Origin of the sequence: Streptococcus orisratti DSM 15617 (genome assembly GCF_000380105.1) — a bacterium.
GTDB lineage: Bacteria > Bacillota > Bacilli > Lactobacillales > Streptococcaceae > Streptococcus > Streptococcus orisratti.
In genome coordinates, this window is sequence record NZ_KB904472.1 from 1 (window position 1) to 18,681 (window position 18,681).

The following is an 18,681-nucleotide window of genomic DNA, read 5'->3' on the forward strand; positions in this document are numbered from 1 at the left end:
TCAGTCAAATAAGCATCCGGATGGTCATTAAAATAGTTTTTGAGTCTATCTCTATCAACTTTTCTTGGTTTTGTTCCTTTTGCTTGATGGTTTAGCTTCCCTGTTTTCTCTTTTAGTTTTAACCAGCCATAAATGGTATTTCGTGAGATTTGGAATACATCTGATGCTTCTGTGATACTACCTGTTCGCTTACAATAGTCGAGAACTTTTTTACGAAAATCTAATGAATATGCCATAAAAACATTATATCACATTATGTACTATTTGTGTTTCATTTTACTATAACTGATAGAAAGAGTCGCTATCAAATCATTCGTCTTATTCCTGAAAAGTCGGCTGAGTCGGTTAATCAGGCCTTGAGCATGATTCTGAAAGACTACCAAATTTATTCTATTACGGCGGATAATGGCACAGAATTTAGTCGCTTAGCAGATGTTTTTGACCCTGAGCATATTTATTATGCTCACCCGTATTCTTCTTAGGAAAGGGGAACCAATGAAAATCATAATAGACTCATCCGTCGTTGGTTACCAAAGGGAAGCAAAAATGCGACTCAACAATAAGTCGCATTCATTGAAAATTGGATTAACAACTATCCAAAGAAAATACTAGATTACAAGTCTCCTAGAGAGTTTTTACAAAATGCCTAAGTTGGACTTGAAATTTGGCATCGGAGGTGGCTTTTTTGAAAAAAGGTTGACAAAAATCGGTATATACCATATACTGAAGATAGAAATTCGGTATATACCAAATAAAAATATCGGTCTATTGAGTCCAATTATTTCTACTACAGTAGTATTTAAAATTCATTATCATTGAAGGTAAACAAGAGAGTTACTGTTGCGAGTGGAATAGTTTTGGGTGAAAATGGAGCTTTGGGCTGAGTTTAAATGATCAAGGGCGCTTACTTGATTTTAGGGATATTGAAGCATTAGAGCGAAGTGGTTAGAGGTGATTTATATGAAACTAGTTATAGTTAAGAATAAAGAAGAAGGAGGCAAGCTTGCGTTCTCTCTACTCAAAGAAAAACTAGATGCGGGAGCTAAGACCTTAGGGTTAGCGACTGGAAGTACTCCTTTGAGTTTTTACAAAGCAATCACATCCAGTGATATTGATTTTTCAAAAATAACAAGTCTAAATTTAGATGAATATGTTGGTTTGTCGGCTGATAATCCACAAAGTTATGCACATTTTATGCAGGAACATCTCTTTGCAATCAAGCCTTTCAAGGAAAGTTTCCTTCCTAATGGTTTAGCTATTGATTTGCAAGCGAAAACGCAGCGTTATGAAGAGCTGATTGCAATGCATCCTATTGATTTTCAGATTTTGGGTATTGGTCGCAATGGTCACATTGGCTTTAATGAACCAGGGACACCATTTAACAGTCTAACTCATGTGGTGGATTTGGCTGATAATACTATCCAAGCCAATAGCCGTTTTTTTGAAAAGCTGGAAGATGTTCCGAAACAAGCTATCTCAATGGGCATTGCCTCCATCATGAAATCAAAAACTATTGTACTCATGGCCTATGGTGCCGAAAAAGCAGAAGCGGTTAACCAAATGTTGCATGGTCCAATCATTGAAGACTTGCCTGCTAGTATCTTACAAACTCATCCCGATGTGATTGTCATCGTGGATAAGGCTGCAGCAGGTCAAGAATAAACTAAAACCACAAGAAAACTTGAGGTTTTATGCTATACTTGTTTTATAAAAAAGCTGAAAAGGAACTTATGGAATACAAAATTTATGGCATGTCTTTTGCTAAAGTTTACCCGATGTTGATTGCAAAGGCTGAGCGAAAGGGACGCACGCGCGCTGAAGTTGACACTATCACAACTTGGTTAACCGGATACTCTGAGGAAGCAATAGCAGAGTTCTTGAAGTCAGATGTGACCTACGGGGATTTTTTCCGTCAGGCTCCTAGTCTCAATCCTAATCGTCACCTAATTACAGGAAGTGTCTGCGGGGTCAAACTTTCAGAGATTGAAGATCCCCTGATGCAAGATATTCGCTACTTAGATAAGCTGATCGACGAATTAGCCAAGGGAAAAACGATGGCAAAAATTTTGCGAGATTGATGGGCATTGGTTTAGGTTGAAAAATGTGCTGATTTACTAGCGATGTTTATCCTTTCTAAATCAGAGTACAAAATGCAGAGAAACCGCCTTGAAATCGAGGCTTAAGAAACCAGATGTAGGGCGGTTGAGTTTTTTTTCTAATATTCATACTCTTCGAAAATCAAACTCAGACATTGGACTTGATTTGATGAATCCCAGTCCTATCTGTATCCACCTTGTCCAGTTTGATTTGTATTGAATATCAAAATAACTGCGAAACTAGAGTCGAAGACAAAATTAAAGTTTATCGAAACAAGTTGACAAAACATAGTTTTACTCGTCCAAGAGTATATGAAATTTAGAGATGCCAATCCAATTCGGGTCCCACTGGGATGATACCTGTAGGATTGATAGTTTTATGGCTGCCATAATAGTGTTTCTTGATGTGGTCGAAGTTGACTGTTTCTGCAATTCCTGGCATATTGTAAATGCGTTTGGTGTAATTCCAGAGGTTTGGATAGTCAGTCAGATGTCTGATATTGCATTTGAAATGGCCATAATAAACACTCTCAAAACGGACAAGAGTTGTGAAAAGGCGAATATCTGCTTCCGTGAAATGATTACCAATCAGATAGTTTTGGGAAGATAGTATCACTTCTAATTTATGCAATGCAGAAAAGAGATTTTTAACCTCTTTTTCATACACGGTTTGTGAAGTGGCAAAGCCAGCCTTGTAAACTCCATTGTTGATGTTAGGATAGACGAAGTCATTCATCTGGTCAATGTCAGCTTGCAAATCTGTAGGGTAATAATCTTCAGTATTGCCTGTAATGTCATCAAAGGCACTGTTAAATATGCGCATAATTTCAGCAGATTCATTATTGACAATGGTCTTGATTTTCTTATCCCAGAGAACAGGGACAGTCACACGTCCAGAATAATCAGGTTTAGCCGCTAGATAGACTTGGTAGAGATAATTGCTATTTAGCTCAGAATCTGCTATGACACCATCAGCTTCTTCAAAGGTCCAGCCATTTTCTAACATTAGGGGATGCACCACTGATAGAGAGATGTGGGTCTCCAAGCCCTTTAACGCACGCATGATGAGAGTTCGCGATGCCCACGGACATGCCAGAGAAATGTAGAGGTGATAGCGGCCAGAGTCTGCCTTAAACCCTCCTTTTCCAGTTGGACCAGCAGAGCCGTCTTTTGTAATCCAATTTCGAAATTGGGTTGTTGTGCGGACAAAATTACCGCTAGTTGACTTTGTATCATACCATTTGTCCACCCATTGTCCATTTTGTAAAAGTCCCATGTAAGTTCTCCGTTTTCGTTTATTACTATATAGTAATAGTTTGCCTTTATTTCAGAAAAGATGCAAGATTCTGCTCTGCTATGTTACAATAAGATTATGCGTTTAGATAAATTGTTAGGTCAGGCGGGTTTTGGTTCACGTGGTCAGGTCAAAAAACTCATTCGTAGCCGACAAGTCCTGATAGATGGAGAAGTGGCAAAGAATGACGGTCTTAATGTAGATCCAAGTCTGCAAACGATTACCATATCAGGTGAACAGCTCAGCTATTTTGCCGAAGTCTATTACATTCTTAATAAACCTAGCGGTGTTGTATCGGCAGTTTCAGATTCTAACCACCGGACGGTAATTGATCTTATTGACCAAGTTGACCGTAAGACTGATCTTTATCCTGTGGGGCGGCTAGATCGTGATACGGAAGGACTGATTCTCATCACTAATAATGGGCCACTAGGCTTTCGACTTCTTCATCCCAGACACCATGTCAAAAAGACCTATTATGTTGAAGTCAATGGTTGTTTGAAGGCAGATGCGCTTGATTTTTTTGAAAATGGCATAGCTTTTTTAGACGGTACCGTCTGCAAGCCAGCCAAACTAGAGATTATCAATTCTAGTCCGGAAGTCAGCAGCGCTTATATTACTATTTCGGAAGGTAAATTTCATCAAATCAAGAAAATGTTCTTAGCTTACGGAGTAAAAGTCACCTATCTTAAACGAATTTCTTTTGGACCTTTCAAACTGGGAAATTTACCAGTAGGAGAGTATCGGGAACTGACGGAAGAGGAAAAAGACGAAATGAAGAAGTATTTCACTAAAAATGAAAACTTCTAATTGGATCTTGTTACACACTGGTACAGTTTGCTATTTTGTTCTAAAAGGGATCTATGAGGCTATACTAAGCATAGAAGATGACTCCTAAATATATCTCTGAAAACTGTAAAAAAAATGAAGCAGTCACTCCAATTTATGATAAAATAATGATAACAATTATCAACAGGAGTTTATGAAAATGACTGAAAACGTATTGTTGTATATATATATATATATATATATATATATATATATATCTGCGCTTCGCGACTAAAAAACCTTCAAAGGAGTACACTGTTCAACCTGGCAGAAAACTGTCAGGCTTTTTGGCGTACTCAAATTTTACTTTCTGTAGAGGGGTGTGATGAGAATGTTTGACACCAAATTACAAGAAGAAATTAAAAAAACTGCTCCAGAATTAACGAAAGTTGTAAGTAATATTAATGAGTACCAAGAAACTCTGCGTAAGAAACTTGAAAATCAAGAAAGTTTCTTGGAAACTACGGCTATTTTAGAAGTGAACCAAAGACGTATTCTGGACCTTATTGATGGATATCTCAAGATGCGAAAGACCCCTTTACATTATAAGCAAGTACAAGAACGTTTATCACAAGCACAAGAACAAATTAAAGCTTATGAAAAAGACTTGCTAGAGCAACTGCAAATCTTAAATGAGCAGCAACTGAGCGATTTTGACATTAGTTTAAAACTACTATCAAAGCAAGGCAAGAAAGAATCTTCCTCAACCAAGGATGAAGATAAAAAATCATTTCACATTGCTCCCTATGAAGTTGATAATCGTAATCTTCTTTTGGGAGATGCTTTAAAAAATGAACTCAAGCCTCATAGCCGAGTTAAGATGGCAGCTGCTACGTTTTCGATGTTTGCTTACCAAGAGTTAAAAGAAGAGTTAGAAAAGATTGACGAGCTGAAATTTATCTTTACGAGCCCTACCTTTACTAACGATGACTTCAAAAAAGAATACCGAGAATATAGTATTCCAAAGCGTCGCAGAGAAGGTAGTATTTTTGGCGCAAACTATGAATTAAAACTCATGAATGAGCTTACGCAAAAGTCTCTAGCCAAAGAGTGTGCTAACTGGGTCAGAAAAAAAGCGTACTTTAAGTCTATTAACATCTCAGATGAAGAGATTGATAGCGGCATTCGTATCGAAAACTCAGATGATCTAATCTCGGTAGATAAATTGAAAAACTTTGATCGAAAAGAGTTGGGCTATGAAAAAAGCCTTTTTAAATCAACGCGTAATGTTTACCACAGCCCGCAAAGTTTATCCTATCTTAAGGAATTTGATGAATATTGGGCTAATGATGACTATTTTCGTGATGTGACAGAGGAAGTCTTGGATAATCTTGAAGTTGCTTATAAAGAGCATTCACCTGAATTTTTGTATTATGTGACTTTATATAATATTTTCAAAGATTTCCTAGAGGATGTTAGCGTAGATCACTTACCTAATGATGCTGTAAAATATAAAGAATCTAAAATTTGGGGATTACTGTATGATTTTCAAAAAGATGCGGTGGAGTCTTTAATTGCCAAACTAGAAAAATACAATGGTTGTATTTTAGCGGACTCGGTTGGTCTAGGTAAAACCTTCACAGCGTTAGCAGTTATGACCTATTATGCTTATCGTGGCAAACGTATCTTAGTTTTATGCCCTAAGAAGTTAGAGAATAACTGGAACATGTATCGCCACGACTACAAAAATAATCCCATTTACGATCGTTATTTACAATATGATGTGCTCTATCATACAGACTTGAGCCGTGATAAGGGATTCTCAAATGGTATTGATTTGGAGCTAAATCGTTTTGATACTTATGACTTAGTTGTGATAGATGAATCTCATAATTTCCGTAATGGGGGATCAACGGACAAAGAAATTGATGAAGGGCGTGAAAATCGTTACACTCGCCTTATGAAGCGAATTATTAAAGACGGTGTCCCAACAAAAGTCTTGATGCTATCTGCAACGCCAGTTAACAATCGATTCAATGATTTAAAAAATCAGCTTGCTCTTGCATATGAGGGAGACAGTAGTCGTATGGATGAAAAGTTAGATACATCTTCCTCAATTGATGATATTTTTCGTCGTGCACAGCTTGCTTATAATCAATGGGCTGATATGCCAGCTCAAACTAGAACAACAGAAAACTTACTAGATAAGATTGATTTTGACTTCTTTAAAGTTTTAGATAGTGTTACCATAGCCCGAAGTCGTAAGCATATTAGGGAATTTTACAACAAAGAAGCAATAGGCGATTTTCCAGAGCGTCTGAAGCCTAAAAACTACTACCCTGACTTGGCTAGTCCTAATTTGGGCATTTCCTATAAACAAATTTATGATTTACTAGATCAGTTACGATTAACTATTTATCAGCCTAGCCAATATATTTACCCATCTAAGCGATTAAAGTATGAAAAGGATGGTGGAAACGGTGGGAACTTAACACAGTTTGGTCGTGAGTCTGGAATCAAAAAATTGATGATGATTAACCTACTCAAGCGACTAGAAAGTTCTATTGAAGCTTTTCGATACACTTTAGTGGATGTTGTTAAAGCCTATATAATCCAGACCATAGAAGTGATTAACCAGTATGAGCAATCAGGTGGTCAGAGTCGGGTCAATTTAGCGACTCTAAATGATAATGATTTTGACCTTGAGGACAGCAATAGTGATTTTATCGTAGGTAAAAAAGTGAGCATTGATCTAGCTGATATGGATTATGCTAGTTGGAAGCAAGAGTTGGAAGCTGATTATCTCGTGATAACACAAATTGAGAACTTTATAACTCAGCTGACTCCAGATAACGATCAAAAATTACAGCAGTTAAAAGCGGTAATTGACGAAAAGATGACTCACCCAATCAATGAAAATAATAAGAAACTTTTGATTTTCTCTGCTTTTGCAACAACAGACTATCTGTATGATAATTTGAGTCAGTATATACTAGATAAGTATGGACTCTATACAGCAAAAATTTCAGGTTCTGATGGTTACCAGACGACCTTCCCACTCAAGACCAGAGACCTCAATACTCTTTTGACCTACTTTTCACCTCAATCAAAAGATAAAAACTTAATTTACCCTGACGATGGTTTGGAGATTGATATTTTGATTGCCACTGATGTCATATCAGAAGGTCAAAATTTACAGGACTGTGATACCATGGTTAATTTTGATATTCATTGGAATCCTGTGCGTATCGTTCAACGTTTTGGACGGGTTGATCGTATTGGCTCTAAAAATCATTATATTCAGTTGATTAACTTTTGGCCCAATATTGAACTAGATGAGTATATTAATCTCAAGGCACGGGTAGAATCCAGAATGAAAATCTCCGTCTTGACATCAACAGCTGATGACAATATCATTTCCGAAGAGGAACTTGAGGATAATAATTATCGCAAGAAACAGCTAGAACGCCTCCGTAATGAAGTAGTGGATTTAGAGGACATGAGTGAGGGTATCTCAATCATGGATTTAGGTCTTGAAGATTACAGAGTGGATCTCAGAAAATATCTGGAAAAACATCCTGAATTAGAAACTGTTCCCCATGGTCTACAGGCAATTTTAGGAGTAGATGAGGAAGAAGCTCAAGGTGCTATTTTTGTTCTGAAAAGTAAGACAACCAGTAAAGGAGCTATCCATAACCAGCTTTACCCCTATATTCTCGTTTATGTGAATTCAGATGGGCAGATACTCTACCCCGCTTCGAACGGCAAGCAGCTTCTTGAAAAGTTGCGTTACTTGACCAAAGAGGTTAAAGCTCCTAAACAAAAATTAATTCAGCGCTTTAATCGTCAGACAAAGGATGGTAGTCAGATGTCCGTTTATTCGGCGTTGTTACAGGCCGCTATTGATAGCCTGATGGAGGAAGAGCAGAAAAGTTTTATGGACACACTCTTTTCTACTTCTCCAGTTGATTTCTTTGATCAGGGGATTGAGGGGATGGAAGATATCGAGCTGATTTGTTTCTTTATCTTGATGAAGGAGGGCGAAGATGACTAATTTTCCACAACGCAGTCAGCTGCCTAGTTCAAAAGTTCTTTACAAGCCAAATAAAAAAGGAAATACGGATTTTTTCGAGCACTTGAGTTTGACGACCAAGGAAAAACAAGCTCTACGAAGTCAGATAGGAATGATGGCTATCACTCATGTTTTAGATTCGACGACTACCAACATACCAGCTGGAGAGGCAGTCAAGCAGTTGGTGGTTCTTGAGGTAACTCTCAAGGAAGAGCCAGACGTGACCCTCTTTCAGGCCTTGGATCAGCGTTTAGGATTTTATTTAATTTTTAAGCTAATCCAAAAAAATGGTAATGTGAGCTATCTGATCAACTACAAAGAGCCTATAAAGACTAATCAGAATGGAGTTTTATACAAGATTATTAGGAACTTTGAGAGCTCAGAAGAGATCACCTTAGATTATGGGGTGAGCACACTTGATGTCCTTTATGATCAAATTGTTAAAGAAGTGGCAAAAGATGAACTATCTAGTGAGCAAACCGAGGATGTCCGCTTAGCCATTGTCAAGAAACAAGAACAAGAGAAGCTAGAGAAAAAAGCTGCCCAACTCAAAAAGAAGATGTTTGCTGCTAAAGCTATGCGCCAGCAAATGTCCTATCGCAAGGACTATCAAGAGACCTTGGCAGCTCTAAAAAAACTAACAGAACATGTAGAAAACAAAGGGAGACTATGATGACATACTATGGAGAATACACTCAAGTTGAAAAGCTAGACCTAAGTTCAAAAGATGTTTTATCAGACAACATTGCAAAGATTGGTCAGCTTTTTCCTGAGGTTCTGACAGAAAGTAGTGATGAAAATGGCAGGTTACGTCCGGCTATTGACTTTGAAAAGCTACGGCAATTCCTTTCAAGAGAGATTGTTGAGGGGCGGGAGTCCTATGAGTTTACCTGGGTCGGCAAACGCGGAGCGATTGCCGAGGCTGGTAAACCCAGCCTCAAGACCCTCCGACCAGATCTTGAGGAAAGTGTTGATTTTGACAAGTCTGAAAATGTCTTTATAACAGGGGACAACCTTGAAGTCCTCAAGGTCTTGCAGGAGTCTTATCTGGGTAAGATTGATATGATTTACATTGACCCACCTTACAATACAGGCAAGGACTTTGTCTACTCGGATAAATTCCAGATGAGCGAGGAAGAACTAGCAGATGAAATGGACCTACGAGATGAGAATGGTTTGCAACGGGTGGGCTTGACCAAGAATGAAAAATCCTCCGCTCGCTATCACTCCGACTGGCTCAATATGATGTACCCCCGTCTAGTCCTTGCTCGCAACCTCCTCAAAGACAGTGGCGTTATCTTTATCTCCATTGACGACAACGAACAAGCCAACCTCAAAGCTATCTGTGATGAGATATTTGGGGAGGAGAATTTTGTAGTAAGTTTAGCTATTGAAAATAATCCAAAGGGTAGGAAAAACGGAAAATTTGTTTCTGTAAATCATGAATCATTACATATTTATGCGAAATCATTCGATTTAGCCGAACCTTTTGCTAATGTGGTAAAAAAGGATGATTTGTTGGAAGATGAGTATGGATTTTATTCACATGGAAAACGTGTATTGGTGGGAGAAAGTACCAATTTGAAAGCAAATGGAGGGGAAAAAGATTATTCTGTTTATTACAATGGTGTAGAGGTTGTGTTAAAGACAGAAGAAAAATCTGAAGTTGACTGCGACTTATTAGATAAAGGATATAAAGTCTATAAATCAATAAAAAATAACATCTTACTAGAGAATACATATTCAAAAAGTAAATTCCTAGAATTATTTCAACAGCACTCTTTGTTGTTCAAGGAGAATAGTATTTATGAAAAGGATAGAAATATCTATAAACAGCAAAAAAGTCTAATAAAATCAACTGAAGAGTGGGATTTGAAAACGGAATCGGCGAGCTTTTCTTATCAAAGTTTTGATTCTAAGAAACTTTTTTCAATGCCTAAAAATCCCCAATTTATAAAAATGTTGGTGAAGATGTATGGAAATCCTTCCTTGACAGTCCTCGACTTCTTCGCTGGTTCCGCCACCACGGCTGATGCGGTTATGCAGCTGAATGCAGAAGACGGTGATAACCGCAAGTACATTCTCTGTACGCTGGATGAGCAGGTGGCAGACAAGTCCGCTGCCAAGGAGGCTGGCTATGAAACCATTGACCAGATTTCTCGTGAGCGGATCCGTCGGGCTGCCAAAAAGATTCAGGAAGAACATCCTGAAACCGTCGGCAAGCAAGATTTTGGCTTTAGAGCTTATAAGCTAGATACTTCAAACTTCAAGGATGTCAGTCAAACACCAGACAGCTTTAGCCAAGAAATCCTATTTGACAGTATTTCCAACATCAAAGACGGTCGGACAGACCTTGACCTCCTCTTCCAGATTATGCTGACCTGGGGGATGGAATTATCTCTTCCAATTGCGAAAACTACAATTGATGGTACAGACATTTACAATGTGGCAGACGGTGCCTTGATTGCCTGCTTTGCAGATGAGATTTCAGAAAGCGTCCTCCGCCAAATCGCCAAAGAAGACCCCCTCCGTGCGGTCTTCAAGGATGAATCCTTCGCCAACTCCGCAGCCAAAATCAACCTCGGCCAAATCTTCAAAGAGGAAGCACCAAATACCAAAGTGAAGGTGGTGTAAAAATTGAATAAACAGCAACTAAAAGAAGTTTCTAAAGATACAATGATTGAAACTTTTTTAGATATTTTACAGTCACAAGGTACAGATTTTATAAAAGAACAAGGTTTGTCACTGATTTCAGAAATTGGATTTGAGACAGCTTTATCATTTGTACCAGCATTAGGCGGAGCGGTATCATCTTATAGGACAAACCGAGCTATCCGCAATCTTGAAATACAGGTACATCAGCTTGCAGAATATCAAGAAGTCATACAGAAAAACCTAAATATCATGTCAGTTGAGGTAAGAAAGGAGTTAGATAAACTATTTCTGTACATGCTTGAAAAAACAGTTAATGAGAAGCAAGAACAGAAAATTAAATATTTAACAAATGCATTTATTAATCTTACTGGACATAGTGAAATTGATGTAGATATTTCGTATATTTATTTTGATACATTGGAGCAGTTGACATTTCTGGATATAAAAGTATTGGTTGAAATCAGCAAGTCACATTTTTATTATTACTTGAATCCAGATGAACAACCTGATACGACAATAAAAGATGAACAATTCTCGGCGATAAAATCGAACTTATATCGTTTGGGACTAGCTGAAAATAAATTTGAAAAAGACTTAGGAGAGGATTTAGGAAAAACAAATACGACTTTGGAAGAACTACGAAAAGCTATCATTGAACTTCAAGAATTTCTTTCTAAGTCTAGAGGTAAGATTACTTCAATAAAAAACAAGACACGGGCAAAGGTTTCTAAATTGAAAGCCAGAGACAAAATAGTAATTTCGAAGTTTGGCAAGGAAATGATAGAGTTTTTCAAGGAACAGGAGGCAACCAATGAAACTTCAATTTAAGCAGCAGCAATTTCAGTTAGATGCGGTGGCCTCTGTTGTGGATGTTTTCGCTGGTCAGGGCAAGCGTGACCCTTTTCGATACCTTTTGGATCCCGGCAGAGGTGGATTAGATGAGTCACATCTTGTAATGGATGCTTTTAGGAATACCCCGATTTCTCTGAGTGAGGAGCAAATTCTTGAACAGGTTCGTTCACAGCAATTTCGTAATGCTCTTAAACCCTCTGAAAAACTCAGCGTCAGCTCATTTAATGGACAGCAGTCCTATAACCTGACGGTAGAGATGGAGACTGGTACTGGCAAGACCTATACCTATATTCGTACTTTGATGGAACTCAATAGACGCTATGGTTGGCTAAAATTTATCATTGTGGTTCCTAGCATTGCCATTCGTGAGGGGGTTCTCAAGTCCTTTCAAATTATGGCTGACCATTTTCAGATGGAGTACGGTAAGAAATCCCGCTACTTTGTTTATGATTCCAGTAGATTAGGGGATTTGGAGACTTTTGCTAATTCCTCTGATATTCAGGTCATGATTATCAATGCTCAGGCCTTTAATGCGACAGGAAAAGATGCCAGACGAATCCATACTGAACAGGAGAGTTTTCGTTGGCGTAAACCAATTGATGTCATTGCGGGGACCAATCCAATTTTGATTATTGATGAGCCTCAGTCAGTTGAAGGGAAAAAGACAAAACAGCGTCTGGCAGATTTCAAGCCTCTCTTTACCTTGCGCTATTCAGCTACTCATAAAGAAAAGTATGACATGGTCTATCGTTTAGACGCCATGGATGCCTACAACCAAAAATTAGTAAAGAAAATCGCCGTTAAAACGGTGGAACAAACCTCTACTACAGGAACTCAAGGATATCTTTATTTGCAAGAGTTGGTTCCACAAAAATCAGGTGCACCTAAAGCAAGAATTGAGTTTGAAATTCGAACCAAGTCGGGTCAGATCAAACGTGTGACTAAATTGGTTGAACAAGGATTTGCCCTTTATGAAGAATCAGGTCAGCTTCCAGCCTATCAGGAAGGCTGGACTTTGAGTAATTTTGATGCGCGTGAGGGAGAAGATTCCATCCAGATAGGGGCTAACCGTAAACTTCAAGTGGGTGAGGTGATTGGGGAAGCTAACGAAGATGACATTCGCCGTATTCAGATACGAGAAACCATCGCCAGTCACTTGCAAAAAGAACAACAACTTTATAAATATGGCATCAAGGTGCTGTCTCTTTTCTTTATTGACGAGGTCATCAAGTACAAGTGTTATAATGACCAAAACGAGCCACATAATGGCATTTATGCCGAAATTTTTGAAGAAGAATATGAAGCACAAGTTAAAGCTTTATTGGCCAATCCGAATATTCATGGTAGCAACTTTTGGCATTATCTAAACAACCATAAAGAGGGGGGTTCTGTCCATGCTGGTTATTTCTCAGTGGATAAGGTCAAAAAGTCTGATAAAGTCAAATTTATTGACTATAAGTCTGCTACTGAAAAGAAAAATAACCAGTCCAACGATAAGGATGCCTATGACTTGATTATGAAAGATAAGGAGCGTCTTTTGTCGTTTGATGAACCTGTTCGTTTTATCTTTTCTCACTCAGCCCTCAAAGAAGGCTGGGACAATCCCAATGTCTTTCAGATTTGTACCTTGAAAAATACAGGTACAGAGACTGAAAAACGCCAAAAGATCGGTCGTGGCATGCGCTTGGCAGTTGACCAAAAAGGGGTCCGTCAGGATGAAGAACTCTTAGGGGCTGATGTGCACACTATTAATAAACTAACGGTTATCGCAAATGAAAGTTATGAAGATTTTGCAAAGAATTTGCAACGTGAATTGAAAGAAATTCTTACCAACCGTCCCAGCAAGGTGGAGGTTGAACTCTTTGTTGATAAAGTTCTGGAAAATGCAATTGGTCAGAAACTGGTGGTAACGAAGGAAATTGCCAAAGAAATTGAAGTACAGCTTATCAAACAAGATTTGATTGATAGTAACGGAAACTTGACAGAAAACTATTTTAACAAGGAAACTAGAGATAGTTTTGTTTTATCAGAGGAGTTAGCTGGTTATGAAAGTGCTGTTGGAACAGTCCTTGAAACTATTTATGATGATAAACATTACCATATTGAACATGAAAACGATACATCGGTTGTCTTTGCTAGAGAAATTAATCAAGAAAATTATTATCGAGAAGAATTCAAGCATCTTTGGGAAAGTATCCACTATAAATCAACCTATCAAGTCGCTTTTGATGATGAGGAGTTAATATCCAAAGCTGTTGAGGCGCTTAATGCCAATCTTTATGTCAAAAAGCCTAGCTATATGATTACAGAAGCCGAAGCTAAAGAGATGAAAGAAATACAAGGTTTAGATTTTAAAATTAATAAGAATGGTAAGCGACAATCGGAGTTAAATAAATCAAATATCAAATTGAGATATGACTTGATAGGAGAAATTGCAGCATACACTGATTTAAAACGGAAAACAATTGCTAATATTCTAAAACAGATATCACCAAATAAGTTTGCTATGTTTAGCTATAACCCTGAAGAATTTATTCAAAAAAGTAGTAAGCTGATCAATGAGCAAAAAGCTAATCAGGTGATTGAGCATATCCGCTACAATATCCTAGATGAAACGTTTGATAGTTCTATCTTTACGGATAATCCTGAAACTGGGAAATTATCTGATAACAGAATCCTAACTTCGGAAAAAGGTATTTACAATTATATCAAAGTGGATTCGGATATTGAAAAGCGCTTCAAGGAGGAGTTGGATCAGTATGAGGATGTTCAAGTCTATACCAAATTTCCAAATAGTTTCAAGATTCCAACTCCTGTAGGAAACTACAACCCAGACTGGGGGATTGCTTTTAGGAAAGGCAGCGTCAAACACGTTTACTTTATTGCGGAGACAAAAGGTGCAATGTCAAGTCTGCAACTTAAGGGGGCTGAAAAAGGTAAGATAGCCTGTGCTAAAAAACATTTTGAAGCTTTGCGCAATTATCAACCTCAGGATACTGCTTATGACGTGGTGGATAGCTTTGAATCTCTCTTATCAATCTTAAAATAAGTTTTGATCAAAAACTGATATCCATTTTGATTTTTTTAGATTTTACGAATAACAAGAGTGAGTGCAGTTGTAGTGTGAAAAGAAGTAGGTTTACCGGCTCGTCTTTAGGCGGGCTTTTCTAATGAAGGGAGCTGTTGATATGCTGGTTGCAAGAGATAAGAATGGAAAGTTGATCAATCTTCTGACTGAAATTCCTGTAAAGGGCGATTTTTACTGTCCTATCTGTCAATCGGCAGTCCGTCTGAAAAATGGCAATGTCATGCGTCCACACTTTGCTCACATAACTTTACAAGCTTGTTATTTTAATTCGGAAAATGAGTCCAATGAGCATTTGTCGCTGAAAGCGGAACTTTTTGCTAGTCTGTCAAAGACTGAGAAGGTTGTGGTGGAAGAGGCAATGCCTGAATTGGGTCAGATTGCTGATTTGTTGGTTAATGAAAGTTTGGTACTAGAAGTCCAATGCTCACGTTTATCTGAGAAACGGTTGCGGGAACGGACGATTTCTTATCGGCAACATGACTTTCAAGTCTTATGGTTATTGGGCGAGAAACTGTGGCTAGGAAAACGCTTGTCAAATTTGCATAAGCAGTTGCTTTACTTTTCGAAAAATATGGGATTTCATATCTGGGAACTGGATGCCAAGAAAAGGGAAGTACGCCTTAAGTATCTGATTTATGAGGATATTTTTGGAAATATTTATCATCAAACTAAGACCTGTTCTTTTGATGGGGATCTTATGGCTTTTTTCCGTCTGCCTTATGCCAAACAGGCTACGACTTATTACAAAGTTGAGCAACGTAGGCAGGTTGGATTGTTCATTCAAAAACAGCTTATGGCAAGAAATCCGCGTTGGTTGCGTCAGCAAGAACTTGCTTATTCACAAGGACGTAATCTGATAGCACAGACAGATACTGAGTTTTTCCCGCAGGTCAGACCACCTGAGGCAAAAGGCGGTTTTTGTCAAATTCAGAACGACTTAACTCTTTTTCGCGAAGCTTTTTTTCAATATTATCAAAATCAAGAAAATAAGACAGTTCAAAACCTTTATCCGCCAGATTTTTATGTTAAAATGGTAAAGAACTTATAAGAAAAGAGGACGCTATATGTCAGATAATCGCAGTCATATTGATGAAAAATATACTTGGGATTTGAGTACCGTTTATGTTACTGATGCAGCTTGGGAAGCTGAAATGGAGGCTTTAACAGCCGACATTGAAGATGCTAAAAAGTATGCTGGTCATTTAGTGGAGTCAAGTAAGAATCTACTTGAGATTACTGAGGTTGAATTGGCTCTGTCACGTCGTTTGGAAAAGGCTTATGTCTATGCTTCTATGAAGAATGACCAAGACACTACGGTGGCTAAGTATCAAGAATTTCAAGCTAAGGCAACGGCGCTTTATGCCAAGTACTCAGAAGTATTTTCATTCTACGAACCTGAGTTTATGACCTTGTCTAAAGAGGATTTTGCAGCTTTTGTAGCAGAAACACCAGATTTGAAAAAGTATGCTCATTTCTTTGAAAAAATCTTCAGACGTCAAGCCCATGTTTTGTCACAAGCAGAAGAGGAATTATTGGCTGGCGCTGGGGAAATCTTTGGTGCTGCTGGTGAAACTTTTGAGATTCTTGACAATGCCGATATCGTCTTTCCTTTGGTAACTGATGAAAAAGGTGAGGAAGTGCAGCTGTCTCACGGAAATTTCATCAGTTTTATGGAATCCCAAAATCGTGACATTCGTAAATCTGCTTATGAAGCTATGTACAGTACTTACAATCAATACCAACATACTTATGCCAAGACTCTGCAAACCAACGTCAAAGTCCATAATTACAATGCCCGCGTTCATAAATTCGCATCTGCCCGTGAAGCGGCCTTAGCAGCTAACTTTATTCCAGAGAGCGTTTATGAGACCTTGCTTGAAACGGTCAATAAGCATTTGCCACTCTTGCACCGTTATGTTAAGTTACGTCAAACCATTCTTGGACTTGATGATTTGAAAATGTATGATATTTACACGCCTTTGTCTAAGACAGATATGAGTTTCACCTATGAAGCAGCGCTTGAAAAAGCAGAGGAAGTCCTGACTGTTTTTGGTAAGGATTATTCTGAGCGTGTTCATCGTGCTTTTACAGAACGCTGGATTGATGTTCATGTCAATAAAGGTAAACGTTCAGGAGCATATTCAGGAGGTTCTTACGACACCAATGCTTTCATGCTCCTCAACTGGCAGGACACACTTGATAATCTCTATACCTTGGTGCATGAGACAGGTCACAGCTTACATTCGACCTTTACCCGTGAAAATCAGCCTTACGTCTATGGAGATTACAGCCTTTTCTTGGCAGAAATTGCCTCTACAACTAATGAAAATATCATGACAGAAACTTTGCTTAAGGAAGTCGAAGATGACAAGCAACGCTTTGCCATTCTCAATTATTACCTTGATGGTTTCAAAGGAACAGTATTTCGTCAAACACAATTTGCGGAGTTTGAGCATTTAATTCACAAGGCTGACCAAGATGGAGTTGTTTTGACTAGTGAATATCTCAATAAACTCTACGCTGACCTTAATGAAAAATATTACGGTTTGGCGAAAGAAGATAACCCAGAAATTCAGTTTGAGTGGGCGCGTATCCCGCATTTCTACTATAATTACTATGTTTATCAGTATGCCACAGGTTTTGCGGCTGCTAGTTATCTTGCTAACAAAATTGTACACGGTACTCAAGAAGATAAGGACAAATATCTTGATTACCTCAAGGCTGGTAACTCAGACTACTCGCTTAACGTTATTGCCAAAGCTGGTGTTGACATGACAACGAGTGACTATTTAGACGCAGCTTTCGAAGTCTTTGAAGAACGTTTGACGGAATTAGAAGATTTGGTTGCTAAAGGCGCTCACAAGTAATACTCAATGCAAAACAAAATCAGCAATGTTTAGATAGAAACGAGGGTTATCAAATCAAGTCACCAATATTTAGGGTTGATTTTTGATGAATATAAGTCTCCGAAAAACAGATAAAACTCCCCACCACTTTCAAAGTGATGGGGAGTTTATTGTATCGACTTCACCTTCTGTGTATCGGTATAGTCTGCAATCTGTCATCTAGTTCAAGTAATACTCTTCGAAAATCAAAATTATCCGTTGTCAACTTGCCTTGATGAACTCAAGTTCTATCGTCGGCTTCGTTTCCTAGGCTATTTTTGATTTTCATTGAGTATAATATTGCAGAATGTCGTTTGAATTTTACAAAATATCAATCAGAGTGTCCGTGTTTTCTGCTGTATAGGATTTATCGTTCCAAAGTAGGCAGTGAAAGTGTTCAACGTCTTTAGTTTCCAGAACGGTTACGCTAGCATTATCCAGACCGCCGCTATCTCGCAATCTCGCAGGCTCGTATCCCATCAAAGAGCGGATAGAGGCGGTCAAGTTAGCACCGTGTCCGACCAAAAGGACATTTTTGAAATCTTTGTTTAGTGAGAGGATGAAATTGCGAACACGCTGAGTTGTCTTATGAACGGTTTCAGCTTCAAAGACATCAGCATCAAAACGAGCCAAATTATGACGAAAAGCATGCATTTGTTGGGGGTATATAGAAAGGGCAGTTGCAATTTTGCTCCCCTCAAGACGCCCCAGCTTCCATTCTCTCAGAGCAGAGGTGTAGACAATGGGTTTAGGATTATTGTTTTCTTGGATGATAAGCTGAGCGGTTTTGCGAGCACGTTTTAAATCACTGGAATAAACAGCATCGAAATCAATTTCAGATAAGTAGTGTCCCAAAGCGCGAATTTCCTCCAGTGATTCTTGTAGCAGCGGGGAGTCTCCGCTCGCACCTTGAAGCCGACCTTCCAAGTTCCACTCTGTTTTCCCGTGCCTGACAAAAAAGATCTTCATAT

Annotated in this window: 13 protein-coding genes and 1 pseudogene; 11 read left to right on the top strand and 3 right to left on the bottom strand. The window is 38.4% G+C overall.

Going from position 1 to position 18,681, the window contains the following annotated elements; translation table 11 throughout:
- Positions 1–236: IS630 transposase-related protein (locus tag A3I7_RS0106630; RefSeq protein ID WP_018375625.1), on the bottom strand; the 236-nt coding region annotated here is incomplete at its 3' end.
- 9 nt (positions 237–245) lie between these two features.
- On the opposite strand from A3I7_RS0106630, the pseudogene A3I7_RS14065 reads away from it, so the two are divergent.
- The 3 genes and pseudogenes from A3I7_RS14065 to A3I7_RS0106650 form a co-directional block, all read left to right on the top strand.
- A pseudogene (locus tag A3I7_RS14065) lies at positions 246–650 on the top strand (IS30 family transposase); the annotation flags it as partial.
- Between the two features lie 310 nt (positions 651–960).
- Positions 961–1,662: a glucosamine-6-phosphate deaminase gene (nagB, locus tag A3I7_RS0106645; protein WP_018376008.1), complete on the top strand. Its 702-nt coding sequence runs from the start codon at positions 961–963 to the stop codon at positions 1,660–1,662.
- 68 nt (positions 1,663–1,730) lie between these two features.
- Positions 1,731–2,078, top strand: a complete 348-nt coding sequence (locus tag A3I7_RS0106650) for a DUF2200 domain-containing protein (protein WP_026217161.1) — start codon at positions 1,731–1,733, stop codon at positions 2,076–2,078.
- A 337-nt stretch (positions 2,079–2,415) separates the two neighbouring features.
- Here A3I7_RS0106650 and A3I7_RS0106655 read toward each other — a convergent pair whose 3' ends face one another.
- Complete coding sequence (locus tag A3I7_RS0106655) at positions 2,416–3,372, bottom strand: glutathione S-transferase family protein (protein ID WP_018376010.1); 957 nt, start codon at positions 3,370–3,372, stop codon at positions 2,416–2,418.
- Positions 3,373–3,468: 96 nt separating this feature from the next.
- Between A3I7_RS0106655 and A3I7_RS0106660 the strand changes: the two genes are divergently transcribed.
- The 8 genes from A3I7_RS0106660 to pepF all read left to right on the top strand — a co-directional run bounded on the left by A3I7_RS0106660 (position 3,469) and on the right by pepF (position 17,692).
- Positions 3,469–4,200, top strand: coding sequence for a pseudouridine synthase (locus A3I7_RS0106660; RefSeq protein ID WP_026217162.1), 732 nt, complete (start codon positions 3,469–3,471; stop codon positions 4,198–4,200).
- 349 nt (positions 4,201–4,549) lie between these two features.
- On the top strand, positions 4,550–8,212 hold the full coding sequence (locus tag A3I7_RS0106665; RefSeq protein WP_018376012.1) for a helicase-related protein: 3,663 nt from the start codon (positions 4,550–4,552) through the stop codon (positions 8,210–8,212).
- Positions 8,205–8,903: a DUF4391 domain-containing protein gene (locus A3I7_RS0106670; protein ID WP_018376013.1), complete on the top strand. Its 699-nt coding sequence runs from the start codon at positions 8,205–8,207 to the stop codon at positions 8,901–8,903. Before A3I7_RS0106665 ends, A3I7_RS0106670 begins: the two co-directional genes overlap by 8 nt.
- Positions 8,903–10,864 (top strand): site-specific DNA-methyltransferase, encoded by a 1,962-nt coding sequence (locus A3I7_RS0106675; RefSeq protein WP_018376014.1) that lies wholly within the window; start codon positions 8,903–8,905, stop codon positions 10,862–10,864. The genes A3I7_RS0106670 and A3I7_RS0106675 overlap by 1 nt, the downstream gene beginning before the upstream one ends.
- Positions 10,865–10,867: 3 nt before the next feature.
- Complete coding sequence (locus A3I7_RS0106680) at positions 10,868–11,713, top strand: hypothetical protein (protein WP_018376015.1); 846 nt, start codon at positions 10,868–10,870, stop codon at positions 11,711–11,713.
- A complete protein-coding gene (locus A3I7_RS0106685) occupies positions 11,697–14,786 on the top strand; it encodes a restriction endonuclease (protein WP_018376016.1) in 3,090 nt (1,029 codons plus the stop codon). The genes A3I7_RS0106680 and A3I7_RS0106685 overlap by 17 nt, the downstream gene beginning before the upstream one ends.
- 139 nt (positions 14,787–14,925) lie before the next feature.
- On the top strand, positions 14,926–15,873 hold the full coding sequence (locus A3I7_RS0106690) for a competence protein CoiA (RefSeq protein ID WP_026217164.1): 948 nt from the start codon (positions 14,926–14,928) through the stop codon (positions 15,871–15,873).
- Between the two features lie 16 nt (positions 15,874–15,889).
- Positions 15,890–17,692, top strand: a complete 1,803-nt coding sequence (gene pepF, locus A3I7_RS0106695; RefSeq protein ID WP_018376018.1) for an oligoendopeptidase F — start codon at positions 15,890–15,892, stop codon at positions 17,690–17,692.
- Positions 17,693–18,031: 339 nt separating this feature from the next.
- Here pepF and A3I7_RS0106700 read toward each other — a convergent pair whose 3' ends face one another.
- The gene (locus A3I7_RS0106700) at positions 18,032–18,679 is read right to left on the bottom strand and encodes a histidine phosphatase family protein (RefSeq protein ID WP_018376019.1); all 648 of its coding nucleotides are present in this window, start codon (positions 18,677–18,679) and stop codon (positions 18,032–18,034) included.
- Between the last annotated feature and the right edge of the window lie 2 nt (positions 18,680–18,681).